Raw genomic sequence first — 12,513 nt, 5'->3', positions numbered from 1 at the left:
ACAGATCGGTAAACTTCGAAACAAGGGCCTCGTCGTCTGCCCAAAGACGAAATCAAGCCGCCGTGAGCGTGATTTCTTCTGCCGAAGCATGAATGGAAATCGTCATCCCGGCCTCCCGCGCCATCAGCAACGTGTAGTACGGCTGGACCGTGTGCGCATCGATGGGCTCGTCCGGGCGGGAGCCCGAATGGAGTTCCAGAAACTTCGGCGGGACCCGCACCATCGGCCCGGTCGAGATGATCGTGAACTTCGGTTCCGTCATGAGGTCGAGCAGTTCGACCTTCATCGTACCGCCGCGCGGGATGGCGCCGGCTGCGATGAGAAGCATGTTCAGGAGCAGCTTGACCATGTTCTTCGGCAGCAACGCGCGGGTCCCCGACCATTCGAGGTTCGGCTTCTCGTTGCGGAAATAGGCGGTGGCGACCGACTCCGCATCCCCGGTGTCGATCTGCATGCCGGCCGAACCCGCCGCGCCGAAGGCAATCCGCGCGAACTGGAGGCGTGCGGACGCTGTCAGGGCGCTGGCACGGATCAGCTTCATCGCGTCTTCGTCCGCGCCGCCTTCGTCCAGCAGTTCAAGCCCGTTGTTGAGCGCGCCGACCGGCGATATGATGTCGTGGCACACCTTGCTGCACAGAAGAGCCGCAAGGTCGGGCGCGGACAGTGAAAAAAGCTCGGACATACGGGTCTCCAGCGCAATCGGCTCGTGATGCGAAAAATGCGCGGCGGCACGCCACTCGAATCAGCGTACCTGCCGGGCCTCGACGTTACACAAGGCGGCTTCGGTCGCAAGAATTGCCGATCATCCCTCTCGTTCGCTCATCGATGGACGGCCGCTGTGACGCAAAGATGCTTAACGAAAGGAAAACGATTTAGGCCTAGTTTCATGGTGAATCAGGCAGGTGGACGGGCGTCGACCGAAGAAGCACGGCTGCACGCGGCAGCAGCTTCGGAAGGAGAATGGACATGGCACTCTCGAGACTGGCGCAGAAGGTTCGGCATACGCTCCTCGCGCTCGGATTGATGTTCGCGGCAGCGCATCTCGCCCCGGCTCCGGCGCAGGCGTCCTCCGAATATACGGCTCAGGAAATCATCGATCAGGGCCACACGTTCTTCGGGGCGGCGTCCGGGGGCGTCGCTACCGCGATCGAGACGATCTTCGCCCGCTACGGCGTGCCCAACGGATACATTCTGGGGGAGGAAGGCTCCGGCGCCATCGTCGGTGGCCTGACCTATGGCGAGGGCACGCTCTTCACCAAGAACGCGGGCGATCACACCTTGTTCTGGCAGGGGCCGTCGATCGGCTGGGATTTTGGGGGGCAAGGGTCGCGGACCATGATGCTGGTCTACGATCTCAACCGCATCGACGAGATCTACCGCCGCTTCGTGGGCGTGGCGGGCTCGGCCTATCTCGTGGCGGGGGTCGGCTTCAACGTCATGCGCAGCGGCAACGTGCTCCTCATTCCCGTGCGCACCGGCGTCGGCGCTCGCCTTGGTGTCAACATCGGCTATCTGAAGATCACGTCGCGTCCGACCTGGAACCCGTTCTGAGGGTTCGAGTGCTCCGCAAGGCGAAGAAAAGTTCTCCGCCGCTGGCGCTCAACGTTAAGGCAAAGTAAAAACCCACGATATGGCTCCACTGCGCGCTGCTTTGGCGCACATTGTGGACCGCGGTTTGGCGATGGGCGGACGTTTGGCGTGATTGAATCCATTCTGTTCTTTTCGCTCGGCTTTTTGTGCGCCGGGTTTCTGGCCCTCATGGTCGCGCCGGCCATCTGGCGGCGCGCGGTCGTCTTGACGAGGAAGCGCATCGAGGCTTCCGTTCCCTTGTCGTTGAACGAGATCCAGGCCGACAAGGACCGCATGCGGGCCGAGTTCGCGATGTCGACGCGCCGCCTGGAGATGAGCATCAAGTCGTTCCGCGACAAGGCGTCGAGCCAGATCGTCGAGATCAATCGTCATCAGTCGCAGCTGAAGGAACTGACCGACGAAATCGCCGAGAAGAACGCGTCGATCACGGCCCTGGAAAGCCAGGGCAGCGAGCTGAGGGCCGAGTTGCGCCGGCGGGAAGAGCAGTTGCAGGTTCTGTCCGGCCGGCTCGATGAAGCTACCCGAAGGATCGACGAGAAGGCGCTCGAACTCGACAAGCTCGGCCGCCTCTACGATGACGCGGCCTTCAACTCCAGCACACGCCAGATCGAACTGGTGGCGCGTGAAGCCGAATATGATCGAATGACCGGCGACCTCGATGCCTTGCGCGGCAAGCGCAGGGACATCGAACGCCAGTTGCGCGAGGCGCAGTTGGAAAACAAGCAGAACCAGGATCTGCTCAAGGCGGAACGACTGAAGGTCACGGAGCTCGAAAAGAAGGTCGACCGCTTGGGATCGACGCTTGCCGATCGCGAGGAACGGCTCGATCGGCGCGAGAAGGATCTCGCCCGTTTTCGCGAGCAGGCTCGCAACGGCGCCAGCAACGAGAGCGATCTCAACGCGCGCCTGTCGGCCTCCGAAAGCCAGCGCGTCAAGCTCGAGGCCGACCTCGCCGACCTCACCCTTCAGATGTCGACCCTGTTGTCGAATGCGACGGGCGGCGACGTCGAAAAGGCGATGGCGACCTTGAACGAGGAGCGGGACCGGCTGGAGGAGCGCCTGGGCACGCTCCTGCGGGAAAACAAGAAGCTGAAGGCCGATCTCGCGATCTACGAGCGCGACAAGTCGGAGGACTGGGACCAGCAGCGACGCGAAAACGCGATGCTGCGCGAACAGATCAATGATCTCGCCGCCGAGGTCGTGCGCTTGACCGAAACGCTCGACGGGCCGGAGTCGGCTATCACCGCGGCCCTTGCGCTCGATGCGAGGGAACCCGCACGATCCGCTTCGCCCGGCGAGACCCGGCCGACGAGCCTTGCCGAGCGTGTTCGTGCCCTCAAGCAGGCTGCGGCCGCGCGCTGAAGGGCGCAACGGACCCGGGTTGCATCATTCCCGAACCAGGGCGCCGGCCCACAGCCGGTGCAGCGCGATAGCGGCGGCGGTCGCCACGTTGAGGCTGTCGAACCCTTTCGACATGGCGATCCGGATGGTCGAGAGAGGTCCCAGAAGTTCCGGCGGAAGTCCGGTGCCCTCGCTGCCGAGCAGCAGCGCGGTACGTTCCCCAGCCTGAAACGCCGCGATGTCCGTCGCGCCGGCCGGGCTCAGCGCCAGGCAATCGAAACCTCTGTCCCCCAGGCTGGCGAGAATGGCGTCGACGGAGCCGCCGCGCCAGTATGGAACCTTCAGCGCTCCGCCGACGGAGACGCGGATCGCCTTGCGATAGAGTGGATCGCAACTCGTCTCGTCGAGCAGGATGGCGTCGGCTTCGAATGCGGATGCGTTGCGGAAGATGGCGCCGACATTGTCGTGGTTCGAGATGCCGACCAGTACCAGGACCAGCGCCCGGGGAGGCAGTTCGGCGAGAAACCCGTCCAGGCTGGGCTCGTCCGTTCGGCGTCCGATGCCGAGGATCCCGCGATGGACGTGAAATCCCGCGATCGCATCCAGAACCGGCTGGCTTGCGACATAGACCGGCAGACGGTCCGCTGCCCGCTCGAGCAGGTCGGACGCCCCATCCAACCGATTCTCCAAGAGGAGAAGCGATTCCGCCTGGAAACGGGAAGCCCCAAGAAGAACGTTGAGAACGACGCGCCCTTCCGCGATGAAACGTCCTTCGCGCCCCACGAGATCCCGTTCCCGTATGTGCCGGTAGTCCGCCAGTCGGGGGTCGCCCGGGTCGTCGATGCGGATGATGTCAGGCACTGCGCGGCATACTCCGACGCGGCCTCGGCGCCGTGCTGATGCTTTTCGCGTGGCGCATCAGGGCATGACCCTTTCCGTGAAGGATTCGGAGCGCCGGAAGGGGCGATCCGGCGACGGCAGGTCGAGAGCATCCGGGCGGCTCATCCGGGATCGCAGGCCAATCAGGCGGGCACGCTCAACTCGGCGCCGTGGGCGACGAAGATGTCGTCGAGGGTTCCGAAGAGCCGCTGAACCTGTTCGGAGGTGCACGAATAGTAAATGGTCTGCTTGTCGCGCCGGGTCGTCACGAGGCGCAGGCCGCGCAGGCGCGACAGATGTTGCGACAGCGCGGATTGGCTGAGGCCGACCTTTTCCGCGATCACTCCGACGGGCAGTTCCGATTGGAGCAGCTCGCAGATGATCTGTATGCGCTTTCCATTCGCGAACGCAGCGAGAAACACCGCTGCTTCGTCCGCATGCAAGCGCAAATCGTCCATGCTCAAACACTGCCTCCTGCGATCATGCCACCTCGTGGCGCGTGGCTGGCGCACGAGTTGTCCGAAGTTCTCCGTTCGCGGAGCCTCCCATCGCAAACTTAACAAATTTTAGTCCAGATCGAATCCGGGTGGAAGCGCACCCTTGGCGATTTTCCGCTGGCAACTGCATGGCGCGGGACTTATTCGCTTTCACGAGCGGTCCTGGCCATGGAGACGAGGGTCTTCCGCATCGCCGCCACGCCCGTCAACGGCTCGGGGAAGAAGACGCGGCGCGAATCATCGCCGCAGGCGAGGTCGAACCCGTCCACGTCCAGCCCCGTCATGATCCAGTCGCCTGGCTTGGCCTTGGCGAAATGGCGGGCGTAGAGCTCGATGGCGTCGCGGTGGTCGCTGTTCATGTGGGAAATGGCGCCCTGTTCGGCGGCTGCGATCTCGTCGATCGCCGTGCCCGAGACCAGCAGATCGCTGCGGGTCAGGGCATAGGCCTTGCCGAATCCGCCGTTCAGGCTGGCGCGTTGCGGCGCGAGCCTGAAGAACGAGAAGTCGCCGAAGTCGACATAGAGCTCGGCCTTCGGGTGGCGGTTCAGAAAACGCCGCCGCGCCCTCTTTCCGTCCTCGCTCTCGCGGTCGAGCTTCTCCGCCACGCAGGCGATGGTGATGCGCGGATGCGCCAGAGGGTCGCCCTTGCCGGGCTCCCCGAGCAGGAGGGAGCATCTCGGATCCGCGATCAGGCCGCCGGTGTGGGACGATAAGGTCGAGACGAGGATCAGCGGCGAGCCGTCTGGATCGGTGGCGGTCGCGACCCGACTGGCCGAGGGAGCACCGGTTTCGGGCTCCAGCACCGCGAGCGATCCGAAGCGGGACGCGCGCAGGAGACGCCGCGCGAGACGGATCGCGTCGCCGTCCGTAGGCCGCAACACGTCCTTCTTCTGGTCTGTCACGTCTCGAACTCCGGCTCCACGGGTCCAGCACGGTTCGTGTCGTGAGGACTCTTAAAAGAAGACTCGTTTGCTCACCTTATTCTCCGATCACGCCGCCGATGGCAAGGGCCTCGGCGCGGCTCGGTGCAATGCCGAACGCTTCGAGAGTGGTGATACGCCCGCGCCCGCTCGCAGGCTCGAGGGCAGGCGTCGAGGCCGACCGAGAGAAACGGGGCGCGGGAGCTGCGCGCACCAGCTTGCCTGCGCGCCGGAAGGTTCCGCGCGCCACATTGTGCGGATGGTCGGGAGCCTCGCCCATCGACAGGACCGGGGCGACGCAGGCGTCGGTATCGGCGAACACGGCCCACCATTCGTCGCGGTTCTTTTCCGCGACGCGCGCGGCGATCGCGACGCGCATGGCGGGCCACAGGCGAACGTCGTACTGGGACCTGGCAAAAGTTTCGTCCAGCGGCAGCAGGCGCGCGAACGCGTCGAAGAACTGCGGTTCCAGGCAGGCGACGGCGATGTGTCTTCGATCTGCGGTTTCGTAGGTGTCGTAGAATGGAGCGCCGGAATCCAGCAGGTTGCTGCCGCGCCGGTCTTGCCACAGTCCGGCCGCCAGGAGCGCGAAGGGGAGGTTGCCGAGCGTCGCGGCGCCATCGATCATGGCGGCATCGACGACCTGACCACGACCGGATCGCGAGCGCTCGAAGAGCGCGGCCAGAACGCCCGCGATCAGGAACATCGTTCCCCCGCCATAGTCGGCGACGAGATTGAGCGGCGGCACGGGCTTGCCCCCCTTGGGGCCGATGGCGTGCAGCATGCCGCTCAACGCCAGATAGGTCAGGTCATGGCCGGCGCGTTCAGCGAGCGGCCCCTCCTGGCCGAAGCCCGTCATGCGGCCGAAGATCAGTCCGGGGTTGACGGCAAGCAGATCGTCGGGGCCGAGCGATAGCCGCTCCATGACGCCTGGACGAAATCCTTCGATCAGCACATCGGCGCCGGCGGCGAGGTCGCGCATGAGGGCGAGGCCGTCCGGCGCCTTCAGGTCCAGCCGGAGCGTCTCGCGACCATGCCGGTCGAGATCGAATTCGGGTGGAAGATTGAGGAAGGAAGCGCCGGCCTTCAGCCGGTCGACACGGAGAACCGTCGCCCCCATCTCCGCCAGGATCAGGGCCGCAAGCGGGACCGGGCCGAGCCCGGCCATCTCGATGACCTTCAGTCCCGCGAGCGGGCCGGTCCGCTTCTCCTCCCCCATGGCATGTCGCGCCTAGCGCGGCGCCATGCGGATGGCACCGTCGAGGCGGATCGTCTCGGCGTTCAGCATCTGGTTCTCGACGATGTGGCAGGCGAGCGCGCCATACTCGGACGGCTCGCCCAGCCGCGACGGGAAGGGTACCTGCTGGCCGAGCGACCGCTGCGCGTCTTCCGGCAGACCCGCCAGCATCGGCGTCTTGAAGATGCCGGGCGCGATGGTGCAGACGCGGATTCCGGCGCGCGACAGGTCGCGCGCAACCGGCAGGGTCATGCCGACGATGCCGCCCTTCGATGCCGAATAGGCGGCCTGGCCGATCTGGCCGTCATAGGCGGCAACGGACGCCGTGTTGATGATCACGCCGCGCTCGCCGCCGTCCAGCGGCTCCGACTTCTCGCAAAGCCCGGCGAACAGGCGGATCATGTTGAAGGAACCGGCGAGGTTGACGTCGAGGACCTTCTTGAACATGTCGAGCGGGTGAACGCCGTCCTTGCTCGTCGTCTTCATGGCGATGGCGATCCCGGCGCAGTTCACCAGGATGCGCGGCGTGCCGAGCTTTTCGACGACGGTGGCAAAGGCGGCTTCGCCGCTCTCTGCGCTCGAGACGTCGCACTTGACCGCGATGCCGCCGATGTCGGCCGCCACCTTCTCGGCCCGTTCCATGCCGACGTCGAAGATGGCAACCTTGGCGCCGCGCGCTGCAAGAGCACGCGCCGTCGCCTCGCCGAGACCCGAACCACCGCCGGTAACGATGGCGACCTGACCCGATGCGTCCATGAGATGTCCTCCCAGAATGTTATGAAGCAAAACAATATCGTCTCATCGTAGCGGCAGCGAGGTCGCTTTTGCAAGATCGGCCACGAAGCGATCGGCTCGGCCGGGTGCCATTCGCATGACGAGGATGGCGGGCCGGCCAAGCCGGCCCCGGTTTTTCCTCAGCGGTCGAGGACGGAACGCAATTCGACCAGGTTCGAGCGGACTCGAAGGACGTAGAAACCCATGGTCGCGAGATGGGTCGGCATGATCCAGCCGGCCTCGTTGCCGTTCGAGATGATGAAGGGCTGGATCCTGAGCGCCGAGCGAAGCTGGTCCTCGGTCGTGTCCCAAAGCGGCTTGATCGAGCGCTGGGCGATGACATCCTCGAAGTCGGCTCCGGCCGCATGCAGGATGCCGTAATAGCCGTAGAGCTGGCCGTAGGCGAACCAGAAGCGATCGTCGGCGCGGGTATCGAACCAGCCGAGGTCGTAGTTTTCCGAGCGTTCCCGCAGGATCGCCGAGGTCGAGCCGATGTCGTTGGCGATGCGGTCGATGAACTGGATCAGGTTGTCGGCGCGGGCGTCGAACACCGCCTGGCAACGCTCCAGCCGGTCGTTGAATACCCGCAGCGAACCGATCGCCGTGCGGTAGAAGCTCGGTGTCGGGGTCTTGGGGCCGAACGGGTTGATGCCGAAATACCAGGCGTCCTCGCTGAACTGCATGTTCTCGCGGGCTTTCTGCAGGTCGCCATCGATCTGCGACGTGCCGCGAATGCGTCCGAGCGAATCGACCAGTTCGATCGAGGTGCGCCGGATCGCCTGGTTCACGCCGCGCTGGAAAGAGGCCTGGTTGTCGAGAAAGGGCGTGTTGTCCCAACGGATTCCGAAAAAGCCCATCTTGTAGAGCAGCATCGACGAGATCCAGGAGTTCTCGTTGACGTTGAAGTCGATCAGGTCGGCCGTCACGTCGGCGATGGCGGAGCGGCCGCATGTTCTGGTCGTGTCCCCGGCACCGCCGGCGGTGATCTGTTCGCCGGCTGACACGTTGCGGGTGGTCAGGTCATAGGCCTGGACGTAGTCGGGATCGAAGCCCGCCCAGCGCTGGGTCTGGTAGAAGAAGTTCGCATAAAGCGCGAACAGCACGAGAAGCACGATGCCGATCGGCCCCTTGATCAGCCAACCGCGTCGTGCATACCAGCGGCTTGCCGCCATGAAGGGCCACAGGATGATGCCCACGACCCAGCCGATACCGCGGCCGATGGCCTGGAAGACCCGCGAAAAGAAGTCGACGATCGGATCGAGCATTCGTTCCCCCTAGTCGGTCAGCCCGTAGAGCTTCCGGCGAAGACCGGCCTTGTCGGAGAGATAGGCGGTCTTGAGCGTGTCCACAACGTGGCGCCGCCAGTTCGGCTCGTAGGATTCGTAATCCTTGTAGAATGCCTGCTTGTTAAAGACGTAGCGGGAGATGAAATCGTCCGGCACGAAGTCGGAGATCAGCATGTTCGTGAGCCAGGCGTCGGGATGCTCCGGCTTGGCGCGTACGACCAGGAAACGCCGTGCGGGGTCGATTTCGTCGAGATCCACCCGGCCGGTGCGGGCCGCCTGCCGTTTCGCCGCATTGAGGAAGGGGAAGGTGCCCTCGCGATTGACGAGATCGGCGCGGCCGTGGATCCAGGCTTGCAGCCACACCTTGTCGGCCTTGGCGAGTTCCGCGTCCGGATCGGTGCGGCGGACCAGGTTGCGGACCGCCATGTCCGCACGGTGTTCCAGGTAGCCCGACTCGTCGAGCCAGGATTCCCGCGGAAGGTCGAGCCGGCCGGTCGACAGCAGGAACTGGAAGACCCGATCGGCGTCGTGGATCGACAGGTAACTCACCTGCCAGGGACGGGACCGGCGAAAACCCGGCGCGGAAGGATCCGAAATCACCGTCGTCATGTCCGGATCGACAAAGACGTAGAGACCGCCGAAATGGCTCGTCCAGTAGGCGTTGTGGCGGAAGATCACCTGGTCGGGGACGAGCGCATTCTCGCGGATGTCACCGCAGACCTTCGCGAGTTCCACCATCTTCTCCAGCATGGCGCTGTCGCGCCAGGCCTCCGGCTCCTGCTTCAGTCGGTCGGCAAGCCGGCCGAGTTCAGCGGCCTTGCCCAGCACGTCTTCGGCCGACAGCACCTTGAACTCGACCTGGTTGATCGACAGGAGGTCCTCGATGTCGCCTACCTTGGCGACCGCATCCTCGATCTCGCCGTAGATAACGTCCTTGATGGTCAGGGCGTCGATGGCGCGTCGGTTGCGCGTCAGGAACTCGTACATGAGCTGCGAGGTGTTCGAAAAGGCGGTGTGCACGACCGGCAGTTCGATCTGGGATGGTGTCAGCACGATGAAGCGCCGGTTCACCCCGTTCGGATCGAGATAGCCGTAGTCGCCCAGGTCCTCCGCCACCTGCGGCGAAAAACCGGTGCGGTCGATCTCGAAGCTTTCGAGCTTCGTCGGCGCGAGGCCGAACGCCGCCAGCGCCTTGTTGTAACGCGCGATGAGGTGCGGCTCCTCCACCGTGAGGAGGCGGCCGTAGATGAGTTCGCTGTCGCGGAGCAAGTTCATGCCGGATTTCGCCACCCTGTCATTTGCGGAGTCGGCCGACGTCGAGTGCTGCCTTCGCGAGCCGTTTGTCGAGGGTTGCAAGCGGCAGTCCCGTGCGGAGGGCGAGTTCCAGGTAGACCCCGTCATAGAGCGTAAGCCCGTGCTCATCCGCCAGTTCGACTGTATCGATCCACATCCTATCACTGCCTGCGCGATCGGTCGTCAATTCCAAACCCGATATGCGTTCGAATGTCCGGCGCCGATAGTCCCGGTCGATCCGCTTGTGGCGGGCGGCGATCACCAACGCGTTTCCAAACTCGACCTGAAAGTGCTGCGGCACCAGAGCCCCGCTTTCGGTCACCTGCATCAGAACATCTAGGGCCAAAGGACTGTTCTCGTCCGGCAGGAACCAGGCCAAGGCGATGGAACTGTCGACGACGATGGTCAATAGCGCCGACCCATCTCGATGTAGTCGCGGATCGTGAGTCCGTCGGGATCGGGTTTTACTGCTTTGCGCATCTCGATGATTGCAAGAGCGGCCTCTCGTGCCCTGGCCTTCTGCTCCTCGGACCGCGCAGGCGGCACCAGCCGCGCGACGGGCTTGCCGTGCCGCGTGATGGTAATCTCCTCGCCCTTCTCCACGCGCTCCAAGAGCGCGCTCAGCGAGTTGCGAGCTTCCAGTGTCCCGACCTCGTGCATGTCCTTGCCCTTCTAGCCAGCCACGCCAGAATCTAGTGCCTCGGATCGACCTCTGCAATCGCGATCCGCGCCCGCCGAACTCCCCATCTCTCCGTTCACGGGGAGAAGGAGGTTAGCCCCACAGCCCTTTCGCCTTCAGAGCCTCGATCTCGCCGATCGCCCGCTCGCGCAGTTTCGCGTCGCGCACGATCTTCGACACAGCCGTGTCGTCCGAGCGGTCGGAGTAGCGGAATTCCGAGTCGGCGTAGCGGTTGATCTCCTGCATGACCATATCCATCGAGAATGGGCCGCGCAGGTCTTCGATCATCGCCTTCTTCTCGTCGTAGGGCTTGCGCATGAACGCGTCGGGCGCCTCGAACCATTCGTCGGGCAGGTCGAAATCCATGGCGCGCATCTTGATGGCGTCGGTGACGTTCTTGATCGCGCGGCCCGTGAAGCGGGGCTCGGCCTCCCGGATCATGTGAAGGTAGGTGCCGACGTCGGCCATCGTCTTCGGCTCGCCGAACCGGTCGAGGAAGCGGTCGTAAACCTTCCGCAGACCCTCTTCCTGCGGCTTGGCGTGCTCTTTGTAAGCCACCGACACCGCCTTCTGGATTGCTTGGTTCTGGAGAAGGGCATGGTCGCCAAGCGGGATCTTGTGGTTCTTGCCGGCAAGCAGCACGAAAATGTCGATGTAGTCGTCGCGGGTCTGCGGGCCGTCGACCAGCCAGCGGGCGCCAGCGCGCTGGCGCAGCGCGTCGTCGACGTTCTCGGGATAGTTGGAGAACATGCCGAACGAGCAGTTGCCCCGCACCACGGTCTCCGCGCCGGCGAAGGCCGCCATCAAGACGCCGGTGATCTCGTGCTGTCCTGCCGACGCGCGGTCGTCGGAGCGCTTGGCCGCCACCTGGTCGATGTCGTCGATGGTGCCGAAGCCGATGGCGCGCGGGTTGATGATGTTGTTGACGAATTGCCGGCAGTTCTGCCCCGACTTGCCCTGATAGGACGAGATCTGGTCGACGCCGAAATTCTCGTAGTGGAACGGATAACCGGCGACCTGGCAGTAGTCGTTGATCAGGCCCGCGGTCATCTGGATCAGCATGGTCTTGCCGGTGCCGGGCGCGCCGTCGCCGATGAAAGTGAAGAGGAAGCCGCCGAGTTCCACGAAAGGGTTCATCTGCCGGTCGAAATCATAGGCCATGATCATCTTGGCCAGCCGCATCGCCTGGTACTTGGCGATCTGGTTGCCGACGATGTCTTCCGGCTTCTTGAAGGTCATCGACAAAGGCTTGCGCTTCTGTCCCGGCGTCACGTCGAAGCCATCGAGCGTGAAGTCGTCGGCATCGAGCCGGATATGCGCGTCCTCGAAAGCGCCCAGCCCGTCGAAGCGGCCCTTGCGGGCGAGCAGCCCCTCGATCGCCTCCCGGGCGAAGGCGCGCGCGCGCGCCGTCATTTCCTGTTCGTCCTTCGCTCCCGCGATGGCCCGGTCCAGGCCCGAGACCATCGACTTCAGCGCGTCCTGTTGCGTGTCGAACAGGAAGTCGGGCTCGACCGTGTCGTTGACCGGTTCGCTCTCACCGTCGACCAGTTGCAGCAGGTAGGAGGCGAAGGCGAAGGCGGCGACATAGGCCGATGCCGACAGAAGCTTCTTGTAGCGGGCCGCGTCCTCGCCCTGCAGCGGCGCGTGCAGGTTCCGGGCCTGAAGGCTCTCGAGGTCGGAGGCCTGCGCGAAGACGTCGCCAATGGCCAGCGACACCTCCAGACCGCGACGGGCGCGGAAGAGCAGCGTGTGCTGCGGGATCGACAGCAACTGGTCGCCGGGGCGCAGCGCCGCGATCGTCTTGCCCAGTTCCACCTCGCGCGTGCGCCTTGCGCCGCCAGTCGAGACCGTCGAGACGAAGCGCCGCCCGGTGCCGGCGAGCGCGGTGGCCGAACGCCCTCCATCGTCCTCCAGAACGATGATGCGCGTGACCAGGGATTGTGCGGTCGCGCGGTGTTTCTCGATGTCCTTCTCGGTGATGGTGGTCAGGCCGGCGTCCATGAGCGTCACTCCCTTC

Annotated in this window: 13 protein-coding genes; 2 read left to right on the top strand and 11 right to left on the bottom strand. The window is 64.5% G+C overall.

The genetic code is table 11. The features are described from left to right. Positions 1 to 52: 52 nt before the first annotated feature. Entirely contained in the window at positions 53 to 682 is a 630-nt protein-coding gene (gene chpT / locus EJC49_RS12360) for a histidine phosphotransferase ChpT (RefSeq protein WP_126700243.1), read from the bottom strand. Between the two features lie 284 nt (positions 683 to 966). On the opposite strand from chpT, the gene EJC49_RS12355 reads away from it, so the two are divergent. Further along, positions 967 to 1,551, top strand: a complete 585-nt coding sequence (locus EJC49_RS12355) for a DUF1134 domain-containing protein (protein WP_126700242.1) — start codon at positions 967 to 969, stop codon at positions 1,549 to 1,551. Positions 1,552 to 1,698: 147 nt separating this feature from the next. After that, positions 1,699 to 2,952, top strand: coding sequence for a coiled-coil domain-containing protein (locus EJC49_RS12350; protein ID WP_126700241.1), 1,254 nt, complete (start codon positions 1,699 to 1,701; stop codon positions 2,950 to 2,952). A 24-nt stretch (positions 2,953 to 2,976) separates the two neighbouring features. Here EJC49_RS12350 and EJC49_RS12345 read toward each other — a convergent pair whose 3' ends face one another. The 10 genes from EJC49_RS12345 to EJC49_RS12300 form a co-directional block, all read right to left on the bottom strand. After that, the gene (locus EJC49_RS12345) at positions 2,977 to 3,792 is read right to left on the bottom strand and encodes a TrmH family RNA methyltransferase (RefSeq protein ID WP_126700240.1); all 816 of its coding nucleotides are present in this window, start codon (positions 3,790 to 3,792) and stop codon (positions 2,977 to 2,979) included. 161 nt (positions 3,793 to 3,953) lie between these two features. Further along, positions 3,954 to 4,274 (bottom strand): ArsR/SmtB family transcription factor, encoded by a 321-nt coding sequence (locus EJC49_RS12340; RefSeq protein WP_245453382.1) that lies wholly within the window; start codon positions 4,272 to 4,274, stop codon positions 3,954 to 3,956. 173 nt (positions 4,275 to 4,447) lie between these two features. Next, complete coding sequence (locus tag EJC49_RS12335; protein WP_126700239.1) at positions 4,448 to 5,209, bottom strand: HugZ family pyridoxamine 5'-phosphate oxidase; 762 nt, start codon at positions 5,207 to 5,209, stop codon at positions 4,448 to 4,450. 76 nt (positions 5,210 to 5,285) lie between these two features. Then, positions 5,286 to 6,446, bottom strand: coding sequence for a CaiB/BaiF CoA transferase family protein (locus tag EJC49_RS12330; protein ID WP_126700238.1), 1,161 nt, complete (start codon positions 6,444 to 6,446; stop codon positions 5,286 to 5,288). A 12-nt stretch (positions 6,447 to 6,458) separates the two neighbouring features. Beyond that, entirely contained in the window at positions 6,459 to 7,220 is a 762-nt protein-coding gene (locus EJC49_RS12325; RefSeq protein WP_126700237.1) for a 3-hydroxyacyl-CoA dehydrogenase, read from the bottom strand. Between the two features lie 158 nt (positions 7,221 to 7,378). Further along, a complete protein-coding gene (locus tag EJC49_RS12320) occupies positions 7,379 to 8,503 on the bottom strand; it encodes a DUF2333 family protein (protein ID WP_126700236.1) in 1,125 nt (374 codons plus the stop codon). A 9-nt stretch (positions 8,504 to 8,512) separates the two neighbouring features. Beyond that, positions 8,513 to 9,799 carry a DUF6638 family protein gene (locus tag EJC49_RS12315; protein ID WP_126700235.1) on the bottom strand — a complete coding sequence of 429 codons (1,287 nt, stop codon included), beginning with the start codon at positions 9,797 to 9,799 and terminating at the stop codon, positions 8,513 to 8,515. 19 nt (positions 9,800 to 9,818) lie between these two features. Continuing rightward, positions 9,819 to 10,226 (bottom strand): type II toxin-antitoxin system VapC family toxin, encoded by a 408-nt coding sequence (locus EJC49_RS12310; RefSeq protein WP_126700234.1) that lies wholly within the window; start codon positions 10,224 to 10,226, stop codon positions 9,819 to 9,821. Next, the gene (locus tag EJC49_RS12305) at positions 10,223 to 10,477 is read right to left on the bottom strand and encodes a type II toxin-antitoxin system Phd/YefM family antitoxin (RefSeq protein WP_126700233.1); all 255 of its coding nucleotides are present in this window, start codon (positions 10,475 to 10,477) and stop codon (positions 10,223 to 10,225) included. The genes EJC49_RS12310 and EJC49_RS12305 overlap by 4 nt, the downstream gene beginning before the upstream one ends. A gap of 112 nt (positions 10,478 to 10,589) precedes the next feature. Then, on the bottom strand, positions 10,590 to 12,497 hold the full coding sequence (locus EJC49_RS12300) for an AAA family ATPase (protein WP_126700232.1): 1,908 nt from the start codon (positions 12,495 to 12,497) through the stop codon (positions 10,590 to 10,592). Positions 12,498 to 12,513: the final 16 nt, after the last annotated feature.

Origin of the sequence: Aquibium carbonis, from assembly GCF_003970795.1 — a bacterium.
GTDB classification, from domain to species: Bacteria; Pseudomonadota; Alphaproteobacteria; order Rhizobiales; family Rhizobiaceae; genus Aquibium; species Aquibium carbonis.
This window is presented reverse-complemented; position numbering and strand designations above follow the sequence as displayed.